Genomic DNA, 25039 nt, shown 5'->3' with positions numbered 1-25039 from the left:
CTGGTGAGATACTATGTCAAAACTCTTTCCGCATCTCTTCTCGCCGGTAAAGCTGGGCAGCCGCACGCTGCGAAACCGGATCGTGTTCGGGGCTCATACGGCCAACATGGCCGAAAATGGCGTGCCGACCGAACGACACGTTGCCTACTATGCTGAACGAGCTATCGGCGGGGCCGGCATGATTGTTGTCGAGCCCATGCCCGTCCATCAGGCCGCCGTACTGACACGCGGCAATTTTCGACCTGGCGATGATAGCGTCATTCCTCATTTCCAGCAGGTCACGCGCGCGATCAAGGACCACGGGGCGATCGCCATCCAGCAGCTCTATCATGTCGGTGCGCATGGCGATTCGGACAACTCGTTTCATGCACATTGGTCGCCCTCGGGCCTTCCAAGCTACCATGACAGCGACGGTTCCCACGCTATGTCCGAGGATGAGATTTGGGAGACCATCGACGGCTTTGTCCAGGCCGCGCGCCGCTGCCGGGAGGCCGGCTTCGATGGCGTCGAAGTCTGGGCCTCCTATCTTGGACTGGTCGATCAGTTCTGGACACCCTGGACAAACCAACGCCAGGACCAGTGGGGAGGCTCGCTCGAAAACCGCACGCGGATCTCCCGCGAGATCCTGACCCGCATCCGCGAAACTTGCGGCCGAGATTTTATCGTTGGGCTCTCGGTCAGCGATGAGCCAGACTACACTGTCGCGCTCAGTCGCCAGGAGCTGGCGGAGATCGTTCGGCTGCATGATAAGCAGGAGCTGATCGACTACGTGACCTGCGGAACCGGCAGCTACCTCGATTTCTACAAGATAATGCCGACCTTTCTCTACCCGGAGAAGCTTGGCGCCGATCTTGCGGCGACCCTCAAGGGCGTGGTCAAGACGGCCCTCGTGGTGGCCGAGAGCCATATCAGGACGCCTGAAAACGCCGAAACCGTGCTCGGCGAGAAAGCTGCCGATCTGGTTTCGATCGTCCGAGGCCAGATCGCCGACCCGCATCTGTCACGCAAGGCTGCGGCAGACCGGCCAGAGGACGTGCGGGGATGCATATCCTGCAACCAAATGTGCTGGGGCCGTCGTTCGCGCGACTACTGGATCAGCTGCCTTATCAATCCCTCTGCAGGGCGCGAGTTTGAATGGGGCGGTGACCGGTTCACCTCCGCTGTTATCAAGAAACGGGTACTTGTCGTCGGCGGCGGCCCCGCCGGCCTCGAAGCGGCTCGGGTTGCCGCCGAGCGGGGTCACGACGTCGTGCTGGCCGAAGCTTCCAGCAGATTGGGCGGGAACTTTCTGCTTGCCGGACTGCAACCGCGCCGCGGCCAAATCCTCGACCTCCTTGGGTGGTATGAGCGCCAGCTCAGCAAACTGAATGTCGACGTGCGACTGAACACCTATGTCGAGGCGTCGGAAATCCCCTCATTCCAGGCTGATGCCGTCATCCTGGCCACGGGGTCCGTGTCTCCTGAAACCGGCTTTCAGAAGGCGCTGCCGGCAATGCCGAGCCTGCCCGGCATCGAAAGAGGCAACGTCTTCTCGATCGAATCCGTCATGGCTCGCGTTGCGCGACCAGGCAAGCGCGTGCTTTTGCTGGACGAGGGAGGCGGTTGGCGCGGTGGCGGTACAGCCTGGAAACTTGCCGAGGATGGTCATCAGGTGACCATTCTCACGGCCGATCCGCTGATCGGCAAGGAACTGCAGCGCACGGCTGCCGATTTCCCGCTGCGGCGGACATTGCGCCAGCTCGGCGTCACTTGGTTGGTGGATGTCAGCGTGCTGGAATGGCACGGGGATGGCGCGACCATCGTTGACCACAACACCAGTGAAGAGAGCTTTGTGCCCGGCGATTGCCTTGTTCTCGCAACCACCAATGTGGCGGCGAATTGGCTGGCGAAAGAGTTGGAAAATACGTCCCAGCCTTTCCTGGAGGTCGGCGACGCCGTCGCCCCGCGCCAGGCGCCCTACGCCTTCCACGAAGGACGGAAAATTGCATTGGGGCTATGAAGCGCGAACATTGTGCTTGCGCTTCATGTAATCCTTGGCGGTCTCGACCGCCACCGCCGCGTCGCGGCAGTAGGCATCGGCGCCGACGGCCTTGCCGAATTCCTCGTTCAGCGGCGCGCCACCGACCAGCACGACATAGTCGTCGCGGATGCCCTTTTCCTTCATCGTGTCGATGACGACCTTCATGTAGGGCATGGTCGTGGTCAGCAGGGCCGACATGCCGATGATGTCTGGCTGATGCTTCTCGATCGCATCGAGATATTTCTCGACCGCATTGTTGATGCCGAGGTCGATGACGTCGAAGCCGGCGCCCTCCATCATCATGCCGACAAGGTTCTTGCCAATGTCGTGGATGTCGCCCTTGACGGTGCCGATCACCATCTTGCCCTGCTTCGGCGCACCAGTGGCGGCGAGCAGCGGACGCAGGATGAACATGCCGGCCTTCATGGCATTGGCCGACAGCAGCACTTCGGGAACGAACAGGATGCCGTCGCGAAAATCCTCGCCGACGATGCGCATGCCTTCGACCAGCGCCTCGGTGAGCACCTTGTAGGGCGCCCAGCCGCGCTCGAGCAGGATGTTGGTGCCTTCCTCGATCTCTTCCTTCAACCCGTCATAGAGATCGTCGTGCATCTGCTGCACCAACTCGTCGTCGGAAAGTTCGGAAAGGATGATCTCGTCGTCGGACATTTTGCCTACGCCAATTGCTTGTCAGTGATTTACGGGCTGCCGGCACCTTTGTCATAGGTGCCGGCAGCATTTGCTTGCAAGTCGCGGGAGTTAAATCAGGCGTCCAGCCAGACGTTCTGGAAGTCCATTTCGTAGGTCTGGTGCATTCCGTAGTTCTTCACCTTCTTGCTCATGTGGCAGTAGAGCTTCTGCCAGAACGGCTGGATGATGACGCCGGAATCCTGCAAGATCTGCTCGACGTCCTTCATCACTTCCTTGCGCTTGGCAGGATCGGCCAGCGAGAGCGCCTGCTTCAGCTTGGCGTCGAAATCCGGGTTGGCATAGGCCGTTTCGTTCCATGCTTCGCCGGTGCGATAGCCGAGCGCCAGCACCTGGACGCCCAGCGGCCGCATGTACCAGATGGTCATCGAGTACGGATATTTCGTCCAGTCATTCCAGAAGGTCGAGCCCGGCAGCACCGTACGCTTGACCTTGATGCCGGCATCGCGCAATTGGCCGGCGATCGCATCGCCGGTGTTCTTCTGCCATTCGTCCTCGACGGTGATCAGTTCGTGCTCGAAGTCGGCCTGCCCCGCATCCGCCATCAGCTTCTTGGCGGCGGCGGCATCGCGTGTCTTCTTGGGCAGCGGATAGTATTCGGGATGGATCGGGGCGACGTGGTGGTTCTCGCCGACCGTGCCGAGCCCGGCGTAGCCGAGCTGCATGACGGCATTGTTGTCGACGGCCATCTGCAGCGCATTGCGCACCCGCTGGTCGTCATAGGGCTTGTGGGTGATGTTGGTGCGGGCAACGAGCGTGGTCGCTGTCGCGACCTCCGACTTTACCAGATCCATCTTGTCGAGGGCGTCGATGAAGTCGGCCGGCGTTTCGAAATCGAGGTCGATCTCGCCGGACTCGAAGGCATTTAGCGTGGCGTTGAAGTCGGTGCCGTAGTCGATGAACTCGACCCCGTCGAGCGGCGTTTCGCCACCCCACCACTTGCTGTTCTCGCGACGCTTGACGACCGCCTTCGTACCCACCGCATAAGACACCAGTTCGAAAGGTCCGGTGCCGATTGGCTTCTTGATCGGGTCGGCGCCATCCTTGTCGAAGTCGCGATGCACGACCAGCGCCGGATAGTCGGTGAAGCCCGGTATGATCGCGATGTCGGGTTCGGTCAGCTTCAGCTTGACCGTGAGGTCATCGACCTTGGTGATGGCGCCATCCTTGGCCTTGCCGGTCTTTGTGTCGATCAGCGCGCCGACGCGTGCCGCCATGGAATTGCCGGACGCACCCTTCTCGCACCAGCGGTTCAGATTGGCGACCACGTCATCGGCGTTGAAGGCATCGCCATTGTTCCAGGTGACGCCTTTGCGCAGATGCAGTGTGTATTCGGTGGCGTCGTCATTGACGTCCCAGCTTTCGAGCAGGACCGGCTCGAAGGTGAACTCGTGCGTGTAGCGGACGAGCGGCTCCAGCCAGCTGCGGGTGACGTTTGCCATCTCGGTCCAGTCATAGGTGCGCGGATCCTTCTGCGCCTTGACCGACATCGCGACACGCAGCGTTCCGCCCTTTTTCGGTTCATCAGCCAGGGCTTTGGTCGGCTCGGCAAGGCCGATCATGCTGTAGGCGAAAGCCGTCGACGCGCCGAAGGCGCTGGCCAGCGCCAGGAATTCGCGCCGGTCCATATGGCCTGCACGCGTCTCTTTCGCCATTGCCTCGATAGCGCCCGGGACGCGGTCGCCATTGCTTCTGAAGAGTGTCATTTTTTCCTCCCTTTTGTTCCCGTTACGTCTTCAACTGACGCTGTCCGGCAGCCGCTCCTCGCGCCGCGCGATGAAATCCGTCAGGCCGTCGGCGATGCCCTCGTCAAGCTTCGGTTCCTCATAGTCGGCGAGCATGTTGCGCGCCTTCTCGCGACCGCGCGTGTCGTGGTCCTTCGCCCCTTCAGCCTTCCATTGTTCGTACGAATTGAAGTCCATGATGCTGGGTATGAAGAAGGCCGACTCGAAATGTTCGAGCGTGTGTTTGGTGCCGAGGAAATGGCCCTGCGGGCCCACCTCGCGGACTGCCGCCATCGCCTCCTTGAAATCGTCGAACGGAAGCCCGCCGGCATATTTGTACCAGCCGACAAGCTGTTCGCAGTCCGTCGCGAATTTCGAATAGCCGCAGCTCAGACCGGCCTCGAGCCATCCGGCGGAATGCCAGATGTAGTTGGCGCCGGAGAGGATGGCGGCATGCATCAGCATGTTCGCCTCGTAGCCCGCCTGGGCGTCGTTCAGCTTCGAGCCGACATGGAAGCCTGAGGTGCGCCACGGCAGTTTGTATTTCCGCGCCAGCGCACCCATCAGATACATCATCTGCGCGGCCTCCGGGGTGCCGCCCATCGGAGCGCCGGTCTTCATGTCGACGGTGACCATGAACTGGCCGTAGATCTGCGGCGACCCTGGTCGCAACAGCTGGGTGAAGGCGACACCCGCCAGCGCTTCCGCGTTGACTTGCGCGACCGCCCCCACGGCGGAGGCCGAGGTCGAGGCGCCGCACAGCGCGAAGGGCGCCAGGATCACCGGCTGGTTGCTGCGCGCATAGACCTTCATCGCGTCCAGCATGGTGGCGTCCCAGACCAGCGGCGAATTGCAGTTGGTAATCGACACCAGGACCGGATTGTCGCGGACGAAATCCTCGCCGAACACGATGCCGGCCATCGCCATCGTGTCTTCAGCGCGTTCCTTCGACGTAACGATGCCCATGAAAGGCTTGTCGGAATGCTTCAGCGCCGAATGGATGATGTGGAGGTGACGCTTCGGCACCGCAATTTCCATCGGCTCGCAGATGACCGAGCTCGACGAGTGCAGTGCCGGCGCCATGTAGGCGAGCTTGTGGAAATTGTTGAGGTCGGCGAGCGAGCCGTAACGCCTGTTGTTGTCGAGGTCGCGCACGTAGGGCGCGCCGTACATCGGCACGAAGATGGAGTTGTTGCCGCCTACCCGCACCGTACGCTGCGGATTCCTCGCATTGAGCGTAAACTCTGACGGGACTTTCGATACCAGTTCCATCAGCAGCGCACGGTCGATACGGACGCGCGTCTCGGAAACATCGGCTCCGGCGGCCTTCCACAGGGCAATCGCCTCGTCGTCGCGGAATTCGCAACCAACCTCTTCGAGGATCGAGAGCGACTCCTGATGGATCAACTCCACCGCCTCATCCGGGACCATTTCATACACAGGGATCTTGCGGACCAGGGTCGGAAAAGAGGCCATGGGAATTCCGCGCAGCGTCTTGCGCCCCACGCGGCCACCCGCTCGACGGTTGGCAGGTTCGGTTATTTCAGCGGCCGGTGCGTTCATGGAAACTCCATCCTCCCAGATTCAGTTATCTTAGCGAGACGAAATTCGGCTGTGACGCTGGAAAATTCTAATCAATGCGATAAGTTCTGATTATGGGTAGCTTGCGACATCTCTTGCCCTCCGCGAATGGGCTAATCGCTTTTGAGGCAGCTGGCCGTCTGCTCAATTTCACAGCAGCCGGCAAGGAACTTGGCATGTCCCAGGCAGCGGTTTCACTCTCGATCATACGCCTCGAGGAGCAGTTCGGTACGAAGCTTTTTGTCCGCCGGCATCGAAAAGTCGAACTCACCGAACCGGGGGCCCGCTTCTTTGCCGACGTGACACTTGGGCTTTCTCATATTCAGAAGTCTGCGGAACGCCTCAAGGCATCTGCCGGTGGCAACCACGTCACGCTGTCGGCATCGACCGCGTTCGCTACGTTATGGATCGTTCCTAGACTGCAGCGTTTTCGGGAAGAGTTGCCGGGAATAGAGTTGCGCATCCAAACCAGCGATCGCGATCTCGATCTTGCCGCTGAAGGCATACCCCTCGGCATCAGGGGCGGTGACGCTGATGACATGCCGGATTACGGGCTGCTACCGATGGCGCCAGAGGAAATATATCCTCTGTGCAGCCCCTTGTATCTCGATCGCCACGGAACGCCGCAAACGATCGAGGACTTATGCAAGCATCGACTGATCCACCTGGATGAGCCGCATCGGCCGGCGGTAACTTGGCCAGACTGGCTGGCCGCGGCCGGGGTTGACGGCGCCCTCGCCCCCCAGGGCCTTCGCATCAACGACTATGTCTCGGTGATTCAGTCGGTCCTGGAAGGTCAGGGCATTGCCCTCGGCTGGGCACATCTAACCGACCGACTGGTAAGCAATGGGAGCCTGGTTCGGGTAACCAACCATGTTCATCGTACCGGAAAATCATTCAACGTCGCCTGGTCCAAGTCTCAGGAAGTTACCGGGCATGTGGCAGTTGTCAGAGATTGGCTAGCGAAGCAGAGTTCGTTTTAAGTCGCCCCGAAGTTATGCAAAATCGAGTGCTAGTGGTGCGCTGCTGCATCTGACGATTTCGCCGGTGAATTCGTTCGCGGTGGTCTTCTTGAAGGTGCCGATGGTAGCCATTGTAAGTCTCCGTTTTCTGTTGCCGAGCCCGCACCATGCGGCCTCGATAGCGATCAATTGGCCGGAGGCGACCGACGACGCATCGCTTGCGACCAAAGCAAAGCGGAGGACGGCGCAAGAACGACTTTCTTGTCTCGCGAAGAATGGCGGCGCTCGGGGTCCCCATTCGGCTTGCCGCACGGGGTGGGGGCCGGCAGGGAAGTGATGCGCTGGAGAGGGCTTTCGTGTTCGCGGAGCGCTATCGCGGTGCGGCCGACACGGTTCGGGCGCCCTCGGTCAATGTCGCGACAGAGTATGACGACGAGACGGGCAAAGACAGCCAGTCGGTCGATAGCCTCTTGAAAGTCCGCGTCGCTGGCGAGATCACCCGCGAAACGTTCTGGAGCGAATTGCAGCGCCGTGGCGAGCTTTCGTCTTCGTTCGATGCCGTTAAGGAAGCCGATGCGCTCGCGTCTGAAGCAACCGGGATGGGCGCAGAGGAAGGCGCCACGGACAACGTCGACCCGAACGCCATCAACGACTACGTCGATGACCCTTCAGCGGCCGTGGCATAGGAGGCACATCATGCAGCTAAAGCCTTGGTCGCTCCGTGGATTGATCGGCTCTTGTGGGCGGCCGGCGGCTTCGTCGTCGGCGTCGCCTTCACCCCCTTTGTCGCTTGGAAGGTGTTCCTATGAACGGCCGCAGCACCTTCCACGCCTACCGCGCAACCGCAGCAAATCGGGCCTTGTCAGTACCGGCAAACCCGAACGCGTTCCAGCACCCGGTGGTGATGGTGCCAGTGCCTCACCCACTTCACGTGACAGCGGTTATAGTGACGATGCCGGTAATAGTAGCGATGCGGGTAGCGCGCCACGTAGCCGGGATAATAATCGCGATAATAGCGGGGGCCGTAATAGCGGCCGCCATAGTCGTAAAACGGGCCGCCGCCGTAGAAGGGGCCACCACCGAACGGGCCGAGGCCGCCGAACGGACCAAAAAAGCCGATGCCAGGACCGAAGAATTGTGCATCCGCAGGCACGACCGTGGCAGCGGCAGAGGCGATGGCAATCACCGAAGCAAGTAACAGTTTTCTCATAGCAACCTCCCAGAAGGCCGATCACCCGATAAACGCCAGCAGGAACCGTATGTTCCCGATCGCTAATATTCTCGCGCGCCGTCTGCAAGCAACCTTCGCGCCAGGACCTTCGCCGAGGCGGAGGCTGTCAAGCTGATCGTCATCACGCCGGCTCCGGACGGCATCACCGGCTAGTCGCGGTACTGCAACGGCTTGTGGTCGGGTTCGGCGTGGTGAAGCACTTCGCCTAACTCCCCATGTCGATCTCTTGGCCGCATATGGGGCAAATCACGAAATGCTCCGCTTCAGGCTTGTAAGGCGCGTCATGGTCGGTCCCTTTGTGGCAGACCGCGATGTTCCTTGCTGGCGGCCGGTCACGAAGAACCTTCGTCAATTCGGCGCGGGCTAGATCGACCTTAGACTTCCGTCGAGCGTCGTTCATCCACTGCAACGTCGGTCGGGGCATTTTTGTCGCCGGCCTGACCATTTTCCCGACGCCGGGAAAATGATCCCAAACGGGAAGCCGACGTTCGATACGGCTTGACCAAACATTAGCAACCTCTAACTATTTGTGATTGCGGCAAGCGATGCTCACCCCATCACTGCCGAAGATCGGGATTTCACCGGCCCGATCGGCCCGCGCCTCCCGCAAGTGGCGCGGGCTCAATTGCACAGGAGATGCAAAGACCGACCATGGCTTTGGATGGCCAAAGAAATTGGCGACAAGGTGCGGATCGAGACGATCACGACGGTTTGTCCATTTTCGTACCGTCTAATATTTCAGGAAACTCGGTCGGCTTTTTTACGTTTATGGATCGCCAGCATTTCATAGTCCCCTCGCTGGTATCTAAGAGGCCCGTCACCTCTCCCGGAGGTGGCGGGCTTTTGCGCCTGTTGGAACGGTTTGTTGGGTCGGCTCGCCGCCAGCGGCGGGCCGGAGGGCTGGTTCAGTCGTAGACCTTGACAATCTTGCGAGTGCCAGGCTCGACAAGAACCGTCCGATTGTCGATCACGACATAGCGGTATTTAACGTTCGGAACTTCGTGAAGCTCGACGGTGTCTGGCAGCGATGAGCCGATATTGAGTTCCACGCCGGGAACCTTCACCGATGCCAAAGGCTGCTTCTTCACATACTCGTGGATGACCGTGTCCTGCTCAGGCGTAATGACCACGTCCTCGGCTGCGGCCGCGCCGATACCTGCGAGGAGCAGAAACGCCGCAACGGCGCCGGTAAGGTGCATTCTCATGTTTTCCTCCTATGAGATCGACGCAGAACTCCGCGCCAGCCAACCAAACTTCGAGCAGGTGCAGGCGTTCCCCGACAGGGCTTCGGTCCCACGGGACATGGGGCCAAAGTCTGATAGCAAAACGCAATAGTCTTACCCATGACGTTGCGTGGAACAGCTTACTTTCGCGGGTGTTGTTTCTCGGAAAAGTCGGAGAAATCAGATGGATAGAAGTGTCAGTCAAGCGCGCTGGGTGCTCTCGCCGCTATTTGGGACCGTCACCTTTTTCTCGCGATCGCTGGATGACAATCTTGTAGATCGGCGCAGCTACGTCTCTTCCTGCGCCGATAAGGGTTCGCTCGCTTCTGCCGAGAGGCGTGCGAACCCTCTATCTTCAACGATGCGTATGAGGCGACCCTAATGTTAAGCGACAAAGAAACCCGGTCTCTAGAGGCAGGCATGCTCCTGGCAGTGCCGTTCTGCGTGGCGGTCACGGCGCTGATCGCTATCTTCGCCTTGGCCTTTTGACGGACAATGGTTCGCATGAACCGCTTCCTTTTCGTCGCGGCCGACTTTCTTTCCCGGCCCCCCGGGTTTTATGTGATGCTCATAGCCATGGTGCTTTGCACAGCGCTGGTACCTTTTGGCCTGACAAACACGGTTACGTATGCCCTGTCGGTCGCGGCCATCGTGATCACTGGTGTTGTCCTGATACAGGGCTATCGCGACACCGCCGCCATCCACGCCAAACTCGATGAGATCATCGTTGCACTTGAGGAAACCAGAAACGACGTTGTCGGGCTGGAGCATGCCGACCCGGAGGAGATCAGGGAAAAGGTTGTGAAGCTCGAAGAAGAAGCAGCGCAAGCATCTGGCCCATTCCAATCAGCTATTAGCTAAGCACGAGCTTTCGGAAGCAATAGGAGGCAGATCATGAATAATATCATCTGGCTCGTTGGAGCGGTGGTCGTCGTATTATTGATACTGAGCTTTTTTTGGCCTTCGGTAAGTCTACGTCGCGTCCTCAACGCCATGCGGATAGCTATCTAGGTATCGAAGACGCTCCTGGGATTGGCCGCAGTCGATGCAAAGTGCCTTGGGCGGCGCTGCGCCGAGTTGTGACCCAGTGAGGCAGGTTTGCTTTCGCTTTCCGCTGCGCGCGCGCAACAGGATGACGCGCGGACCGAGCGAATATGTCAGAAACCCCGCAACTGGGGCAAGATAAGAGATCGGACCCTCGCGGCTCGCTGACGTGGCAGGATCGAACGCGAGACGCGTTTCTACATCACCTCGCTAGTTCTCGTGGCCAATCTGATTGGCCCTCTCATCCGCGACCATTGGGCCGTCGAAAACTCGACATGGTCTTCCGCGATGACGAGTGCCGCCTGCGAACAGACCATGCCCCCGCAAACTTCACCACCATAAAACACATGGCTCTCAATCTCATACGACGAGCGCATGGGAAGGATTCGTTGCGATTGACACGAAAAGTGGCGGCCTGGGACGACGAATTCCTCGTAAGCGTCATCTCACGATAATCAACTCACCCGATCCCCCTGGAGCCAGCCCTTAGCCATAGGAAATAGTTACCCTAGAAATCGCTCTGTGTGCCAAACGATCCTGCCGCCGGCCTCACGGGTGCTCTGGACCATGACGACACTCTTGAGGCCAGGCCATTGATGGCTCCTTTGAAGCCAGTCGATATCGTGGATAACCGTGATGTCTCGGGTCTCGATGCGACCGTGATCGCCATCGACCGTGCTGGCGCGGCTCACGGTGGTGTCCTTGAAATTGCGGGCTTTTTGCTCGGCGGCAAAGAGTTCGACGTCGCTGGCAGAACCAATGGGAACGGTCGCCTTGATTTGACGAAGCCTGCATGCTGCTCGCTCACGCGGCACTCCCATGGGCTCGTGGCTCATGACGAAAAGATTCCACAGGCGCCTTGACGATCAAGAGAAATGTTCTCTATTCGTTCTCATGGCGCACGATCCGATCGACACGCTGGGAAAGGCGACCCGGCACAATATGCTCGTCAAGGCGGAGTGCAGTTGCGGCAATGTCCGTTATTGCCGTTCGGCCGACCTGATGAGGTCTATGGGGCGGTGTCGATCCTCTAAAACTGAAATTCGATTGCAGCCAGTGCAAGCCAGAAATCAAGATCACGCTGCTTGAGATCCATCCGGAGCACCTGCCGAAGCGGTTGATGATCCACAAGCCGATGAAGGTCGACGGCACTCTGCCGACCATCAGGCAGATCCTGAAATGACCCAGAAAAACAACCGTTTCCGCCAACGCACCGGCATCGCAAGCTACATCGTCCATCCAGTGCATCCTCCAAAGAATCAGATGCTCTCGACAGATTCAGCTCCTAAACCCCTTGTCACGCGTTAACTCACCCGATTGCCCTGCCGCAACTGTAGTATTAGACCGCTTACCACGCGACTTCACGTCGGGGCTTGCGCTGATGGCAGGGCGTGCGGCTAGTATGCTGTCAGATCATTGGACTTTGAAGGGCCAAGCAATGCCGCCGAGCGAAATGACCACCCACGAGCAGAGCGAGCAAACTGTTCTCTCTGTTCGAAATCTGACCGTCCGCCTGCCAAAGAACATGGAGCGGCAGAACGCGGTCGAAAACATATCCTTCGACATGCGGAAGGGTGAGATGCTCTGCATCGTCGGCGAATCCGGCTCCGGCAAGTCCGTCACCGCAAACGCGATCATGGGCCTGCTGCCGTCTTCGGTGCGGATCGCGCAGGGAAGCATCCGCTTCAAGGGTCACGATCTCGCCAGCGCCGCGGAAGACGTGATGCGCAGTCTGCGTGGCCGTTCGGTCTCCATCATCTTCCAGGATCCGCTTTCCGCGCTCAATCCGCTGATGACTGTCGGCCAGCAGGTGGCGGAGGTCATGGAAGCACACCGGTCCGGCACCTCGGCGACCCGCGCCAAGGCGGTTGTCGACCTGCTTGGCGAAGTCGGCCTGCCGGAACCGGAGGTCTTGCGCCACCAGTATCCGTTCCAGCTCTCTGGCGGGCAACGCCAGCGCGTCATGATCGCCATGGCGCTGGCGCTCAAGCCTGATCTTTTGATCGCCGACGAGCCGACCACCGCTCTCGACGTAACCACCCAGGCGCAGATACTTGCCCTGATCCGGCGGCTGCAGCGCGAAAGGAACATGAGCGTCATGTTCATCACCCACGATTTTGGCGTCGTCGCGGAAATCGCCGATCGCGTCATCGTCATGGAGAAAGGCGCGATGGTCGAACAAGGCGCCGCCGCCGCCGTTCTGGGCAATCCAAGCCATCCCTACACCAGGCGGCTGATCGCCGCCGTCCCGCATATGATCGAGAGCGAAACGAAGGCGCGTGAGGATACTCCGATCGTGCTGGAGGTGCAGAAACTCGACAAGACATATCGGCCGGGCATCGGTTTCTCGCGGTCCCGCATCGTGCACGCCGTCAAGCAGGTCAGCTTTGAGGTTCGCCAGGGCAGAACGCTCGGCATCGTCGGCGAGTCCGGCTCGGGGAAATCGTCGCTGGGCCGCGTCCTGCTGAAACTCCTGGACAGCGACGGAGGCAGCATCCTGTTCGACGGCAAGGATATCGCGGCGCTTTCGGACTCCGAGTTCCGACCGATGCGGCCGCACATCCAGATGATCTTCCAGGATCCGTTCGCCTCGCTCAATCCGCGCCAGACGATCGCCAAGATCCTCACCGTCGGCCCGATGGCGCACGGCCTGTCCGCCCCGGAAGCGCGCGCGAAGGCGCTGCGGCTGCTGCGTCTGGTCGGCCTCGACGAGGGTGCCTACGACCGCTTTCCGCACGAATTCTCTGGCGGCCAGCGTCAGCGGATCGGCATCGCACGAGCCCTGATGATGGACCCCAAGGTCCTGGTCGCCGACGAAGCGGTCTCGGCTCTCGATGTCTCCATCCAGGCGCAGATTCTCGATCTGCTGGCGAGCATCCAGGAAGAAATAAAGATCGCCATGATCTTCATCACTCACGACCTGCGGGTGGCAAGCCGGATCTGCGACGAAATTCTGGTGATGAACCGCGGCGAAGTCGTGGAGTGTGGCCCGCCGTCGCAGATATTCCGGTCGCCACATCACCCCTATACGAGGCAACTGATCTCCGCCATTCCCGGCAAGGATTGGATCCCGGCGGCTTGAGCCGCGGCCACCCTGAAGCTCTCCTCCCCTGAACAATAAATGACCGTGCCGACAAAGGCGCGGCCGCATGTCTGCTCCTTGATCAGGCTGCCGATGCGTGCCGCGCCGGTCTCCTGCTGAGCGGAATAGTTGCGTTTGTCCACTAAAAGTAGTTGCATTTATCCACTACTCGCTCAATCATACCCTGGAAGACCCTCGACAACCCCGGATGGGGCTGCGGCGATCTCGATGAAGGCTGTCCACGACAGCCTCTGGAGAGTGTTCGATGCCGGTGAAGAAGAACAAAGGTCCGCCTTATCCCGTCGAGACGGTCGGGCTGGATGTCCTCGAAGACACGTTGAGCTTTTATATCCGCAGCATCAACATAGCGCTTTCTCGCGATCTCGATGACCGCCTGGAAGGTCTCAATGTTGCCCGGGGAACGGGCAAGATCACCACCCTGCTCCTTGTCGACAGCCATCCAGGAATACGGCCATCGGTCATCGCGCAGCTCATTATGCGCGATCGCTCCGCCATGGGCAGGCTGGTCGACCAGATGATCGATCACGAACTGATCACGCGTCAGGCTGCGCCGGACGATGGACGCGCACAGGAGCTCCACATCACCCAAAAGGGGGCAGATCTCGCCCGCAAGGTGCGCAAGATCGCCACCAAGCAATCCAGCGATTTCTTCGCCGATGTGCCTGAGAAAGACCAGAAGCGTCTGCTGGACATATTGCGGCGTGTCTATCGCCGCACCGCGGGACTCGACCAATGAGGAAACCCGCGGGAATCCGAGCCGGCCAGCGTGTGGCACTCGTGTCCGGTGCCAGCCGCGGCATTGGTGCGGCTTGCGCCCGGCACCTGTTCGAGACGGGCTGGACATTGTCGCTTGGCATGCGCGCATCGGTGCAGCCCGACTGGGCCGATAGCGAACGCGTCCGCGTGTTCCCGTACGATGCCGCGGAAGCCGGCAGTGAACAAACGTGGGTCGACGGCACCATTGATGCCTTCAACCGGATCGACGCGGTTGTCGCCAGCGCCGGCATCATGATTCCGAAGTCGGTCATCGACATCGACGACGTTGATCTCGATCTGATGTTCGAGATCAACGTCAAGGCTCCGCGCCGTCTGGTGCGCGCGTCATGGGCGTCGCTTGCGGCGAGCCCCGCGGGCCGGGTGATCATACTGGCCTCGTTGTCTGGCAAGCGGGTCAAGTCCGTGACCGCGGGATCCTACTCGATCTCCAAATTTGCCGCAGTCGCGCTGGCCCACGGCATCCGGCAGGCGGGGTGGGACCTCGGAATTCGGGCCACTGCCGTCTGTCCAGGTTTCGTCGCCACCGACATGGCCCGCGGCATCACCGATCGCTCCGATGCGCTGATGACCGATCCGGAGGACCTCGCACGGATCATCGGGTTGCTTCTCGATCTGCCCGATCATGCGAGCGTCGCGGAATTTTCTATCAATAGCCAGCTCGAGGAGTCCTACTGAGCATGCCCGGACCGTTCGTCGTCCCCGTCCATGGAGATACCGAGCTGCCAAAGGAGGTCGACTGTGTCGTCGTCGGCGGCGGCATCATCGGCACCGCGACGGCACTTGAACTGGCCGAGACAGGCTTGCGGGTCGCCCTGTGCGAGAAGGGCGGGATCGGACAGGAGCAGTCCAGTCGCAACTGGGGCTGGGTTCGCATTTCCCGGCGGGATCCACGCGAGGTTCCGCTGATGGCGGAGGCCTTGCGCATATGGGCGAGGCTCTCCGAACGGACCGGACGAGACACTGGCTATGCCCGGGCCGGAATTGTGTTCACATGCGCGGACGACAAGGAATACGAACAGCACGAGCGCTGGGGACGCCATCTCGAAGGCTATCAGTTCGAGTCGCGAATGATCGGCCCGGGTGAACTGCGTGACCTCCTCCCCGGCTCCAATCTCGACGTCAAAGGGGCGCTCTACACGCCCGCCGACGGTCGCGCCGAGCCCCAGAAGGCCGCGCCTGCAATTGCCGAAGCCGCACGCGACCGCGGCGCCGCCATACTGACGGAATGCGCCGTGCGCGGCGTGGAGACGACGAATGGTGCCGTCTCGGGCGTGGTGACCGAACGCGGCTTCATTGCCTGCAAGGCGGTCGTCCTTGCCGGAGGGGCCTGGTCGAACCTGTTTTGCGGAACGCTTGGTCTCAACCTGCCGCAGTTGAAGGTCATGAACACGGTTCTTCGCACGACGCCGGTCGAGAACGGGCCGGACCAGGCCGTGTGGGCAAACAACTTCGCCATACGCAAGCGCCAGGACGGTGGCTACACCGTCGCCTCCAGCATGAGCAATGTCGTCGACCTCGTGCCGAACTCCTTTCGCTATGCGCGCGATTTTCTTCCGGCCTGGAAGACAGAGTGGCGATCGCTGCAATTCCGCCTGGGCGGTCGCTTCCTAGACGAGGCAAGGATGCCGACCCGCTGGGCGATGGATGAGGCGAGCCCCTTCGAATACTGCCGCGTGCTCGATCCAAAGCCTTCCAAGAAAAGCTCGGAGCGCGTCCTTGCAAATGCCCGCAAAGCATTTCCGGTTCTGGAAAAGGCACAGGTGGCGCAGCGCTGGGCCGGCTATATCGACGTCACGCCCGACGCCATTCCCGTCATTTCGGCGGTCGACAGCGTTCCCGGCTTTCACGTGGCGACCGGTTTCTCGGGCCATGGTTTCGGCATCGGCCCCGCGGCAGGCAGGCTGATGGCCGATATCGTCACCGGACGGCCGCCGATCGTCAATCCCAAGGACTTCCGGTGGTCGCGGTTCTCGGACGGATCGAAGGTCGCGCCGATCACTGGATTATAAGCGCTCCGACAAGAGAGCATGACGCAGCGAAAGTGGAACACTATGAAAAGGAGCCTCCAATGTCAGACAAGAGCAGCAGCAGCATAATCTTTCGACCGACGCGTCGTCAGGCGCTTGGAATGGCAATCGCCGGTGCCGCCGGCCTCACCATGCCCAACCTGACGGGAGCAGGCAGGGCCCTTGCGGCAACCCCACCGAGCGAACCCAAGGGACAGGTGATCGTCGGCTTTTCCCAGGAGCCCACCGTCTTCAACCCGCATTTGCCCCATATCGAGGTCGACGAGGGCATACACTTCAGCGTCTTCGATCCGCTGTTTGGTGTCGATCCCAAGGGCAATTTCTTCCCCGCGCTCGCCAAGGAGGTGCCGACCGTCGAAAACGGCGGCATCTCGGCCGACGGGCTCGAGTGGCACGTCAAGCTGCGCGACGACGTGAAGTGGCATGACGGACAGCCGTTCACCGCCGAGGATGTTAAGTTCACGCTCGAACTGCTGGTTGACCCGAAGTTTCGCAGCTGGCGACGCGCCGGCCACGAACTTGTCCAGGACCTGACTGTCGTCTCGCCAACCGAGATCAAATGGAAGATGAAGGAGCCTTACGCGCCCTACCCGTCGATTTTGGCCGCGACCTTCATCGTTCCCAAACATGTGCTCGGTGCGGCGGAGGACAAGAACAGCGCGCCGTTCAACAATGCCCCGATTGGCACTGGCCCGTTCAAATGGGTGGAACGCATGGCCGGCGACCATATCGAACTGGCCGCCAACACCGACTACTTCGCCGACGGCCCCTACCTGAAGAGCCTGATCTACAAGTACATTCCGGATCTGACCGTTCTCTACACCCAGTTCAAGACCGGTGATATCGACGTCATCGGACTGCAGTGGATCACAGCCGACCACTATGAGGAAGCCAAGGCATTGAGCGGAACGTCGGTCGCCGTCATTCCCGCCGCCACGGTCGAATCGCTCAGCTTCAACATGGAGCGCCCGCAGTTCAAGGAACTCGCCGTTCGCCAGGCGCTGTACCATGCGCTGGACAAGAAAACGATCATCGACGCCCTCTACTATGGGCTGCCGGCCCCGACCGAAACCTACATGCCGCAGCAGTCCTTCTACTACAATCCGGATTTGCCGAAGCAGGAATACGACGTGGACAAGGCAAAGAAACTGCTGGACGACGCGGGGTGGGTCCCCGGTGCGGACGGCATCCGCGTCAAGGACGGTGTCCGCCTCTCGTTCAAGAATTCGACCACGGCGGGCAATCATATCCGCGAGCAGGCGCAGCAGTTCATCCAGCAATCATATCGCGACATCGGCGTCGAGGTGGTGATCTCCAATCTGCCGCCGGCCGTGATGTGGGGCGACTACTGGATGAAGTCGGAATTCGATTCCGTCGTCGTCGGCATCAACTTTCTGACGGGCTCCGATCCCGACACTTCGGACTATCTCAGCTCGAAGTCGATTCCGGCCAAGGGTGGCGCCGGCCAGAACACCTGGCAGTATGCCAGCCCGGAGGTGGACAAGCTGCTCGAATCCGGTGGCGTTGAATTCGTGCCGGAGAAGCGCAAGCAAGCCTACCTGAAAATCCAGGAGACCGTACGCAACGACCTGCCATTCCTGCCGATGTTCCAATACGCGACGGTGCGCGGACACAAGGCCGGTGTCGAAGGCGTCGAGCCGAACATCAATGTACGCATCGACTCCTGGGACGTGGCCACCTGGCACTGGGCATAGTGCCGGAATAGGCCGAGCCGGCCATCACCGGCTCGGCCTGCATAGCCGACAAGGCGCCTCTGGCGCGACTGTATCTACGGACACCAAAACGGAGACAACCGGCATGCTTGGCTATCTGCTGGGACGCTTCTGGCAAAGTCTCGTCCTGCTCCTGCTGGTCTCGGCGATCGGCTTTGCCGTCCTGAACCTGGCTCCGGGCGGACCGCTCTCGCAATTCACCCTCACGCCAGGAATGACGCAGGCCGATCTTGACCGGATCGCCACGCAAATGGGACTCAATCGCCCCCTTCCCATCCAGTACCTCGACTGGCTGAGCCACCTGCTTCGCGGTGACTGGGGTCATTCCTACCGGGACGGCAGGCCCGTGCTTGATATCATCTGGGAGCACCTTGTCGCGACATTGCTGCTGATGGGCGTATCGACCGCGATCGCCATCTTTGTAGGCACGTGGATAGGTGTCCTGGGCGCGCTTAGACGATACTCGATCTTCGACTACGCAGCGACGGTCGGCGCGATGGTGGCACTGTCGATCCCGACCTTCTGGTTCGGGTTGATCGCGATTTACATATTCTCGCTGCGGCTCAGATGGCTGCCGGCCGGCAACATGTACACGATCGGCAATGGCTCGCTCGGCGACTACGCGATCCATCTCATCATGCCGAGCATCGTTCTTGCGCTGGTTAATGTCGCCGTGTGGAGCCGCTACATGCGCACCGCCACGCTCGACGTCATCAGTCAGGATTTTGTCCGAACGGCCCGGGCCAAGGGGCTGAGTTCCCGGCGCGTATTGATCCGCCACATCCTCGGAAACGCCCTGCTGCCGATGATCACCCTGCTGGGGCTGCAGCTGCCAACAATACTGGGTGGAGCGCTGGTGACGGAAACGGTCTTTACCTGGCCCGGCATGGGACGGCTGTTCCTCGATAGCCTCGGTTACAGCGACTACCCCGTCGTGATGGGTCTGCTGATGATGTCTGCGGTTCTGGTCCTGGTCGGCAATCTAGCCGCGGACCTCACCGTCGCATTCGTCGATCCGCGCATTCGATTGAGCTGAGGACGAATAGATGACCCAGTCGGATTTCCTCATCCCCATCCACGCCAGGCACCGCTGGTGGCAAAGCCGCTCCGTGCGCCGATTTGCCCGTCACCGACTGGCGATGTTCGGCCTGGTGATGATCGTCGTTCTGGTGCTGGCCTGCGTCTTCGGCCCCTTGCTGCTGCCCTTTGACGATCTCTACATCGACCTGCGTGGCCGGTTCTCGCCGCCGTTCACGGGCTATCATTTCTTCGGCACCGATCCGCTTGGCCGTGACATCGCGGCGCGGCTCTTCATGGCTGGACGCATTTCGCTCCTGGTCGGCTTCGCTGCGATGGTCATCAGCACAGTCTTTGGAACCGTGCTCGGTATCGCTGCCGGCTTCTTCGGCGGCCGCATCGGCACGGTGCTGATGCGTTTCGTCGACGCGATGCTGTCCTTTCCCAACATCTTCCTACTGCTGGCGATGGCGGCCTTCATCAAGCCGAGCCCGATCATGATCACTCTGATCATCGCGGCAACGAGCTGGATGGAAATCGCGCGCATCGTCGAGGCGGAAGTGCGATCGCTGCGCGAACGCGACTTCGTCGTCGCCGCCCGCATGCTGGGCTTGAGCAACAGCCACATTATGTTTCGCGAACTGTTGCCCAATGCGATCGGCCCGATCATCGTCGCGGCCACGCTTACCGTAGCCCGCGCCATCCTTCTGGAAGCCTATGTCAGCTTCCTCGGCTACGGCATCCAGCCTCCGCTGCCGAGTTGGGGCAACATGCTGAACGGCGCCCAGCAGTATCTCGACAGCGCGCCGTGGCTGGCAATCGTTCCCGGTGCCGCCATCACCCTGGCAGTCACCAGTTTCAACTTCATCGGCGACGGGTTGCGCGATGCGCTCGACGCACGAAGCGACATGCTGTGAAGCCGCCTGGAATGGCAAGGTTTTCGCCGTTTGAAGTCTCGCTCTGGTATGCGACCGCGGCGCCTCCGCCAAAGACCGGCCCTCGGCAAGGACGCAGGCGGGCGGACGTCTGTATCGTCGGCGGTGGCTACACCGGGTTGACCACCGCACTCGATCTCGCCCGTGACGGCATAGACGTCGTTCTGCTCGAAGCGCAGGAGATCGGGTTCGGCGGCTCGGGGCGCAATGCCGGCCACTGTACGCCAACCTTCACCCATTACAGCCTGCCCGAACTGCGTGCCATGATGGGCGAGCCGTGGGCCGAAAGGCTGATCGCCCGGCAGACAGGAGCCAATGGACAAGTCGCCGGGATGATCGAGCGCTATGGCATCGATTGCGAATGGCAGCAGAACGGCTACGTCATGGGCGCGCTGACGCCAGGCGCCGTCGCCAAGCTCGAGCTAAAGGCGCAGCAATACAATGCCGTCGGCGCCAAGACGCGGGTGCTCGACAGACAGGCGACCGAGGAAATCACCGGCAGCCCGCGATATCATGGCGGCTGGTTTCATTCCGAGGCTGGTCACCTCAATCCATTGGGATATGCAAGGGGCCTCGCCCGTGCTGTCATGGAGGAAGGTGGTACAATCCACACCGGGTCGCGGGTCCGCGACGTCGTGCGGCAGGACGGTGCCTGGGCAGTGCATGCCGGCGAAGGAACCGTCGTCGCCGACAAGGTCATCTTTGCGACTGGCGCCTACACCGTCGACGGATGGCCAGGCCTCGACCGGACCTACAAGATCCAGAGGGTGTTCGTCGCCGCCACCCAACCGCTGACGGCCAGCGAACGCCAAACCATCTTGCCGCGCAACACGACGATGCATGACGGCCGCGGCGACATCTTCGTCTACAAGTACAACGCCGAGGGACGCATCGTCGCTTCGATGTTCCCGATGGGCCGTCGTGGAAGGGACATGGCGTTCACACACCGCCTCATGTCCGATCGCCTGCGCTGGCTTCATCCGCAGATCAGCAGCGACCTGAGATGGGAGTATTTCTGGTTCGGCGAGCTGGACATGCAGAAGCGCACCATCCCGCGATTCTATGAGCTCGCGCCGTGCGTCGTCGCCCTGACAGGACTGTCCGGTCGTGGCGTGCCGACCGGAAGCATGCTCGGCGGCATACTCGGCGAATGGGCGAAGGGCGTCCCTGAAAAAGACCTGTCGCTGAAGCTCGAACCACTCCGGCGGGCACCCTTCTTCATGTCGTTCGCTCCCGCCGCGATGTTACGGTACTATCGCGTCTCGGACTGGCTGCGGGCAAAGGCCAGCGGGTCTCAACTCCCACCCCACGCCTAGCCAGGGTCGAATGGAACATTTCGCGACGCCTTTCGGATCTGAGTCTGGCACTGGCATACAAAGGTATGCGCCATTCGATCGATCGACCTTGTTCCGGCTGAAACCGGCACCCGAGCTGGTCAAGCCCCACAAGACATACCACGGAACGTCTGACCCAAATCAAGCGCCTTGCGCGGCGGAGGGCTTTATGGTCCCGAAAGAAAGGGAAGCGGCAGTCAATTCTGCTTCGATAGAAGGGAACAAAGTTTGACCACGGGATATAGCAGCAAAAGCTGCCGCCAAACCCGAACGTGGCAACGACAGCCCCTGGTTCCAGCGGCGAGCCTGACCTGGTGGCGGGTCGACCATGGCTCGAGCGCGCGGCTACCTGCGGTGTCAGTGAAGCGGCCGACGAACTCGCGGAATTCGCATCTGGTTGAAGCCCGCATGGCAAGCGCACCGACGCCCGGTTCTACAGGAGTACTCGCCACGACGGACGTCGGGAGTTCGCTCTGGAATTCTTAAGTTGAACACGCTATATGACCACCTACATGGTCAGGAGAATGTCATGGATGTGATCAATCTGGCAGAAGCCAAGGCCCATCTGAGCGAGTTGGTCGACCGGGTCGAGGCAGGCCATTCAATCGACATCACTCGGCGCGGCAAGCCGGTTGCACGGCTCACCGCCGTGGCCAATCCTCGCAAACCAATCGACGCTGCCCTGCTCCGGTCTCTGACGGCGATCATGCCGCCGCAGACTGAAAGCGCTGCTGATCTGGTGCGCGCGATGCGGGACGGCGACCGCTACTGATGCTTTATCTCGACACGTCGCTGATCGTCGCGGCGCTCTCCAATGAAGCGATGACGCCGCGCGTCCAGACTTGGCTGGCGGAGCAGGATGTGGCGCAGCTTCTGATCAGCGACTGGACCATCACCGAGATGTCTTCGGCCATGGCGATCAAGCTGCGGACCAGCCAGATCAGCCTGGAACAGCGCGCCGGGGCGCTCGCCATGTTCAACAAGCTGGTCGCCGAGAGCTTCACCGTGCTCGGCGTGACTGGCGGGCAATTCCGGACCGCGGCGAAGTTTGCCGATCAGCATATGCTTGGGCTTCGGGCCGGCGATGCGCTGCATCTCGCCATTGCATCGGAGCATGGCGCCACGGTGCACACGCTCGACCAGCGCCTCGGCAAGGCCGGTCCGGCGCTCGGCGTGCCGACGCGGTTGCTGACATGAAGCGGGCCCTCCCCACTCTACCCTTGTCTGAGGCATCCATGGCCGGTGACTGGAGCGAAGAGCAGAATGAGGCGATCGTCGCGGATTATCTCACGATGCCGGGAGCGGAATGGCAGCTTCGGAGAACGATTTCATTGACGAAATTCAGCTGTTGGGGAATCCCATGCTTTCGCAGACCATCCGCGAATCTACGACGACGTAGAATGAGGTCCGCCCGACGGACCGGGCCAGCGGTCGCGAGGTGACCGCTTACTCAGTCACAATATTGTCGAGGAATGTCGCCGACGGCACGAAAAACAGCGTGCCGGTGATGGCGCGGCTGAAGTCGAGCAACCGGTCGTAGTTGCCTGGCGGCCGGCCAACGAACATGTTCTCCAGCATCTGCTCTATTCTGCACGGCGAACGGGCGTGGCCGATGAAATACGTGCCGAACTCACCCTTGCCGACGTCGCCGAACGGCATGTTGTCGCGCACAATTTGCAACTGCTCTCCGTCCTCGATGATCGTGGTCAGCGCATTGTGCGCCGAGGTCGGTTTCACGGCATCGTCGAGCTCGATATCGGAGAGTTTTTCACTGCCTACAATTCTCTCTTGCACCTCGATCGGAAGCGCGTTCCATGCTTTCAGATCATGCAGATACTTCTGCACGATCACATAGCTTCCTCCCGCGAATGAGAGATCCTCATCGCCGATGATCGCGGCCTTGACGGCGTCTTGATCCACTGGGTTTTCGGTCCCATCGACGAAACCGATCAGGTCGCGGTCATCGAAGTAATTGAAGCCGTGCACCTCATCCGCCACCGAGACCGCGCCATCGAGCCGCGACATGATCTGTGTCGCCAGCTCGAAGCAAAGATCCATATGCGCCGCACGGATGTGAAACAGGATGTCGCCTGGCGTCGAGACAGCGTGATGCTGGCCATGGATCTCGCGAAATGGATGCAAGTCCTTCGGCTTGGGCGCTCCAAAGAAACGGTCCCACGCATCGGACCCAAACGCCATGACGCATGACAACCGACCCTCGAGGTCACGGAACCCAACGGCGCGTAGAAGCGCGGAAAGATCGCCACACAAGGCGCGCACCGCCGCGTCATGTTCGGGCCCGGATCTGACCGTCACGACGAGAAATATTTGCGGCCCGCGTCAGTTGCGCGACGACCGGTTGCGAAACAGCAGATGGCACAGTTGAGTCCACAATAGATCCTTCCGATATGTCACTCGGTACGAGGCTGGTCGACGGGCAAGGCGCAGCAAGGCGGAGTTGCGATTTGTTCGATACGAGCTGCGCAGGATCAGTTTCGCATCAGCCAGGTATCAGCTTGCCTCGTTAGTATTCCCCGACTTCGATGACAGCCTGGGCGAAGGCCTGTGGGGCTTCCTGCGGCAAGTTATGGCCGATACCGCCGGTGATGAGCCGGTGGTCGTATCTGCCTGAAAATTTCTTGGCGTAGGCGCTGCTGTCGGGATGGGGTGCGCCATTGGCATCACCCTCGAGGGTGATGGTGGGCACCGTGATCAGGGGACTTTCGGCCAGCCGTTTTTCCAGGCCGTCAAATTCCGGCTCGCCTTGTGCCAGGCCGAGCCTCCAGCGATAATTGTGGATGACGATGTTGACGTGATCCGGGTTGTCGAGGCACGCTGCACTGCGATCGAACGTGGCGTCATCAAAGTCCCATTTCGGCGAGGCGATCCGCCAGATAAGGTTTGCGAAGTCTCGCCGGTATCGTTCGTAGCCCGCCCGCCCGCGTTCCGTGGCGAAATAGTATTGATACCACCATTGGAGCTCTGCTTTCGGCGGCAACGGCATTCTGTTTGCCGCGAGACTGCCGATCAGATAGCCGCTGACCGAGACAAGGGCTTTGCAACGCTCGGGCCAGAGCGCCGCGACGATGCAGGCCGTGCGCGCGCCCCAATCATAGCCGGCGATGATCGCATGGCTGATCTTCAGCGCATCCATCAACTCGATGACATCGACAGCCAGCGCAGACTGCTGACCGTTGCGGACCGTCTGACTGGAAAGAAAGCGCGTCGTGCCATGGCCGCGTGCATACGGGACGATCACGCGATAACCCGCCGTCGTCAACAACGGAGCGACTTCGACAAAGCTGTGGATGTCGTAGGGCCAGCCATGAAGGAGGATAACAACTGGACCGTCGGGCGGACCCGCCTCAGCGTAACCGACGTTCAGTACGCCAGCGTCGGTTTGGCTGAGCACTGCGAAGGAGGCAGCCGTCGACCGCTCTGTCGTTGTTCCGTCCAGCCCTGAAACAGGTCGTGCCTGAGCTGAGCGAACTGTCGTGAACTGCGTAGCAGCCAGACCGATTGCCGCGGCGCCGACAAAGGCCCTGCGAGATCGATCGATCTCTTTCGGCGGTTCTGCATTTTCCATTGTTGCAACCTCTTTTCAGGGCAAAATCGGATAC

Annotated in this window: 21 protein-coding genes and 2 pseudogenes; 14 read left to right on the top strand and 9 right to left on the bottom strand. The window is 60.6% G+C overall.

The features are described 5' to 3' along the window. Positions 1-13 precede the first annotated feature (13 nt). Positions 14-1999 carry an oxidoreductase gene (locus NKJ01_RS18605; RefSeq protein WP_352729983.1) on the top strand — a complete coding sequence of 662 codons (1986 nt, stop codon included), beginning with the start codon at positions 14-16 and terminating at the stop codon, positions 1997-1999. Here the strand turns inward: NKJ01_RS18605 and NKJ01_RS18600 are convergent. The 3 genes from NKJ01_RS18600 to NKJ01_RS18590 form a co-directional block, all read right to left on the bottom strand. Next, entirely contained in the window at positions 1994-2689 is a 696-nt protein-coding gene (locus NKJ01_RS18600) for a cobalamin B12-binding domain-containing protein (protein ID WP_352485956.1), read from the bottom strand. The genes NKJ01_RS18605 and NKJ01_RS18600 overlap by 6 nt on opposite strands. 95 nt (positions 2690-2784) lie before the next feature. Beyond that, the gene (locus tag NKJ01_RS18595; protein ID WP_031260045.1) at positions 2785-4434 is read right to left on the bottom strand and encodes an ABC transporter substrate-binding protein; all 1650 of its coding nucleotides are present in this window, start codon (positions 4432-4434) and stop codon (positions 2785-2787) included. A 30-nt stretch (positions 4435-4464) separates the two neighbouring features. Then, the gene (locus NKJ01_RS18590; protein WP_031260047.1) at positions 4465-6015 is read right to left on the bottom strand and encodes a trimethylamine methyltransferase family protein; all 1551 of its coding nucleotides are present in this window, start codon (positions 6013-6015) and stop codon (positions 4465-4467) included. Between the two features lie 92 nt (positions 6016-6107). Here NKJ01_RS18590 and NKJ01_RS18585 point away from each other — a divergent pair, with 92 nt between their 5' ends. Continuing rightward, complete coding sequence (locus NKJ01_RS18585; protein WP_023758764.1) at positions 6108-7016, top strand: LysR substrate-binding domain-containing protein; 909 nt, start codon at positions 6108-6110, stop codon at positions 7014-7016. A 335-nt stretch (positions 7017-7351) separates the two neighbouring features. Next, positions 7352-7681, top strand: a complete 330-nt coding sequence (locus tag NKJ01_RS18580; RefSeq protein ID WP_352729980.1) for a hypothetical protein — start codon at positions 7352-7354, stop codon at positions 7679-7681. A 176-nt stretch (positions 7682-7857) separates the two neighbouring features. Here NKJ01_RS18580 and NKJ01_RS18575 read toward each other — a convergent pair whose 3' ends face one another. Both NKJ01_RS18575 and NKJ01_RS18570 read right to left on the bottom strand, forming a co-directional pair. Then, positions 7858-8205: a hypothetical protein gene (locus NKJ01_RS18575; RefSeq protein WP_023758767.1), complete on the bottom strand. Its 348-nt coding sequence runs from the start codon at positions 8203-8205 to the stop codon at positions 7858-7860. A 926-nt stretch (positions 8206-9131) separates the two neighbouring features. Further along, positions 9132-9431 (bottom strand): DUF1236 domain-containing protein, encoded by a 300-nt coding sequence (locus NKJ01_RS18570; RefSeq protein WP_352729978.1) that lies wholly within the window; start codon positions 9429-9431, stop codon positions 9132-9134. A 522-nt stretch (positions 9432-9953) separates the two neighbouring features. Between NKJ01_RS18570 and NKJ01_RS18565 the strand changes: the two genes are divergently transcribed. Continuing rightward, positions 9954-10310 carry a low affinity iron permease family protein gene (locus tag NKJ01_RS18565; RefSeq protein WP_352485960.1) on the top strand — a complete coding sequence of 119 codons (357 nt, stop codon included), beginning with the start codon at positions 9954-9956 and terminating at the stop codon, positions 10308-10310. A 743-nt stretch (positions 10311-11053) separates the two neighbouring features. On the opposite strand, the pseudogene NKJ01_RS18560 reads toward NKJ01_RS18565, so the two are convergent. Both NKJ01_RS18560 and NKJ01_RS18555 read right to left on the bottom strand, forming a co-directional pair. After that, positions 11054-11239 (bottom strand): annotated as a pseudogene (locus tag NKJ01_RS18560) (ISAs1 family transposase); the annotation flags it as partial. Positions 11240-11375: 136 nt separating this feature from the next. Continuing rightward, positions 11376-11732: a hypothetical protein gene (locus NKJ01_RS18555; protein ID WP_352729976.1), complete on the bottom strand. Its 357-nt coding sequence runs from the start codon at positions 11730-11732 to the stop codon at positions 11376-11378. A gap of 214 nt (positions 11733-11946) precedes the next feature. Here NKJ01_RS18555 and NKJ01_RS18550 point away from each other — a divergent pair, with 214 nt between their 5' ends. The 10 genes from NKJ01_RS18550 to NKJ01_RS18505 all read left to right on the top strand — a co-directional run bounded on the left by NKJ01_RS18550 (position 11947) and on the right by NKJ01_RS18505 (position 22616). Next, positions 11947-13575, top strand: coding sequence for an ABC transporter ATP-binding protein (locus tag NKJ01_RS18550; protein ID WP_352730046.1), 1629 nt, complete (start codon positions 11947-11949; stop codon positions 13573-13575). 265 nt (positions 13576-13840) lie between these two features. Further along, positions 13841-14332 (top strand): MarR family winged helix-turn-helix transcriptional regulator, encoded by a 492-nt coding sequence (locus NKJ01_RS18545; RefSeq protein ID WP_352729974.1) that lies wholly within the window; start codon positions 13841-13843, stop codon positions 14330-14332. Continuing rightward, positions 14329-15048 carry an SDR family NAD(P)-dependent oxidoreductase gene (locus NKJ01_RS18540; RefSeq protein ID WP_352729972.1) on the top strand — a complete coding sequence of 240 codons (720 nt, stop codon included), beginning with the start codon at positions 14329-14331 and terminating at the stop codon, positions 15046-15048. The genes NKJ01_RS18545 and NKJ01_RS18540 overlap by 4 nt, the downstream gene beginning before the upstream one ends. A gap of 2 nt (positions 15049-15050) precedes the next feature. Continuing rightward, positions 15051-16382, top strand: coding sequence for an NAD(P)/FAD-dependent oxidoreductase (locus NKJ01_RS18535; protein WP_352729970.1), 1332 nt, complete (start codon positions 15051-15053; stop codon positions 16380-16382). Positions 16383-16441: 59 nt separating this feature from the next. Beyond that, the gene (locus NKJ01_RS18530; protein WP_352729968.1) at positions 16442-18115 is read left to right on the top strand and encodes a peptide ABC transporter substrate-binding protein; all 1674 of its coding nucleotides are present in this window, start codon (positions 16442-16444) and stop codon (positions 18113-18115) included. Positions 18116-18218: 103 nt separating this feature from the next. After that, the gene (locus NKJ01_RS18525; RefSeq protein ID WP_352485965.1) at positions 18219-19169 is read left to right on the top strand and encodes an ABC transporter permease; all 951 of its coding nucleotides are present in this window, start codon (positions 18219-18221) and stop codon (positions 19167-19169) included. Positions 19170-19179: 10 nt separating this feature from the next. After that, on the top strand, positions 19180-20067 hold the full coding sequence (locus NKJ01_RS18520) for an ABC transporter permease (protein WP_352485966.1): 888 nt from the start codon (positions 19180-19182) through the stop codon (positions 20065-20067). 11 nt (positions 20068-20078) lie between these two features. After that, positions 20079-21401, top strand: coding sequence for an NAD(P)/FAD-dependent oxidoreductase (locus tag NKJ01_RS18515; protein WP_352729965.1), 1323 nt, complete (start codon positions 20079-20081; stop codon positions 21399-21401). 547 nt (positions 21402-21948) lie between these two features. Continuing rightward, positions 21949-22191 carry a type II toxin-antitoxin system Phd/YefM family antitoxin gene (locus tag NKJ01_RS18510; RefSeq protein WP_023758787.1) on the top strand — a complete coding sequence of 81 codons (243 nt, stop codon included), beginning with the start codon at positions 21949-21951 and terminating at the stop codon, positions 22189-22191. Continuing rightward, a complete protein-coding gene (locus NKJ01_RS18505) occupies positions 22191-22616 on the top strand; it encodes a type II toxin-antitoxin system VapC family toxin (RefSeq protein WP_023758788.1) in 426 nt (141 codons plus the stop codon). The genes NKJ01_RS18510 and NKJ01_RS18505 overlap by 1 nt, the downstream gene beginning before the upstream one ends. A gap of 249 nt (positions 22617-22865) precedes the next feature. Here NKJ01_RS18505 and NKJ01_RS18500 read toward each other — a convergent pair. Next, positions 22866-23799, bottom strand: a pseudogene (locus NKJ01_RS18500) (Dyp-type peroxidase). Positions 23800-23943: 144 nt separating this feature from the next. After that, positions 23944-25005, bottom strand: a complete 1062-nt coding sequence (locus NKJ01_RS18495) for an alpha/beta fold hydrolase (protein WP_352729962.1) — start codon at positions 25003-25005, stop codon at positions 23944-23946. Positions 25006-25039 lie beyond the last annotated feature (34 nt).

Source organism: Mesorhizobium sp. M0276, from assembly GCF_040321755.1.
In the GTDB taxonomy this organism is placed as follows: Bacteria; Pseudomonadota; Alphaproteobacteria; order Rhizobiales; family Rhizobiaceae; genus Mesorhizobium.
Note: the sequence above shows the minus strand (reverse complement) of the source record. Positions and strands in the feature narration are given on the sequence as shown.

Coding starts and splice junctions, on each gene's coding strand:
- NKJ01_RS18585 (WP_023758764.1), top strand. CDS start 6,108: ATGGGTAGCTTGCGACATCTCTTGCCCTCCGCGAATGGGCTAATCGCT.
- NKJ01_RS18545 (WP_352729974.1), top strand. CDS start 13,841: ATGCCGGTGAAGAAGAACAAAGGTCCGCCTTATCCCGTCGAGACGGTC.
- NKJ01_RS18600 (WP_352485956.1), bottom strand. CDS start 2,689: ATGTCCGACGACGAGATCATCCTTTCCGAACTTTCCGACGACGAGTTG.
- NKJ01_RS18565 (WP_352485960.1), top strand. CDS start 9,954: ATGAACCGCTTCCTTTTCGTCGCGGCCGACTTTCTTTCCCGGCCCCCC.
- NKJ01_RS18595 (WP_031260045.1), bottom strand. CDS start 4,434: ATGACACTCTTCAGAAGCAATGGCGACCGCGTCCCGGGCGCTATCGAG.
- NKJ01_RS18495 (WP_352729962.1), bottom strand. CDS start 25,005: ATGGAAAATGCAGAACCGCCGAAAGAGATCGATCGATCTCGCAGGGCC.
- NKJ01_RS18510 (WP_023758787.1), top strand. CDS start 21,949: ATGGATGTGATCAATCTGGCAGAAGCCAAGGCCCATCTGAGCGAGTTG.
- NKJ01_RS18590 (WP_031260047.1), bottom strand. CDS start 6,015: ATGAACGCACCGGCCGCTGAAATAACCGAACCTGCCAACCGTCGAGCG.
- NKJ01_RS18550 (WP_352730046.1), top strand. CDS start 11,947: ATGACCACCCACGAGCAGAGCGAGCAAACTGTTCTCTCTGTTCGAAAT.
- NKJ01_RS18530 (WP_352729968.1), top strand. CDS start 16,442: ATGTCAGACAAGAGCAGCAGCAGCATAATCTTTCGACCGACGCGTCGT.
- NKJ01_RS18570 (WP_352729978.1), bottom strand. CDS start 9,431: ATGAGAATGCACCTTACCGGCGCCGTTGCGGCGTTTCTGCTCCTCGCA.
- NKJ01_RS18535 (WP_352729970.1), top strand. CDS start 15,051: ATGCCCGGACCGTTCGTCGTCCCCGTCCATGGAGATACCGAGCTGCCA.
- NKJ01_RS18555 (WP_352729976.1), bottom strand. CDS start 11,732: ATGGACGATGTAGCTTGCGATGCCGGTGCGTTGGCGGAAACGGTTGTT.
- NKJ01_RS18525 (WP_352485965.1), top strand. CDS start 18,219: ATGCTTGGCTATCTGCTGGGACGCTTCTGGCAAAGTCTCGTCCTGCTC.
- NKJ01_RS18505 (WP_023758788.1), top strand. CDS start 22,191: ATGCTTTATCTCGACACGTCGCTGATCGTCGCGGCGCTCTCCAATGAA.
- NKJ01_RS18540 (WP_352729972.1), top strand. CDS start 14,329: ATGAGGAAACCCGCGGGAATCCGAGCCGGCCAGCGTGTGGCACTCGTG.
- NKJ01_RS18605 (WP_352729983.1), top strand. CDS start 14: ATGTCAAAACTCTTTCCGCATCTCTTCTCGCCGGTAAAGCTGGGCAGC.
- NKJ01_RS18575 (WP_023758767.1), bottom strand. CDS start 8,205: ATGAGAAAACTGTTACTTGCTTCGGTGATTGCCATCGCCTCTGCCGCT.
- NKJ01_RS18515 (WP_352729965.1), top strand. CDS start 20,079: ATGGCAAGGTTTTCGCCGTTTGAAGTCTCGCTCTGGTATGCGACCGCG.
- NKJ01_RS18520 (WP_352485966.1), top strand. CDS start 19,180: ATGACCCAGTCGGATTTCCTCATCCCCATCCACGCCAGGCACCGCTGG.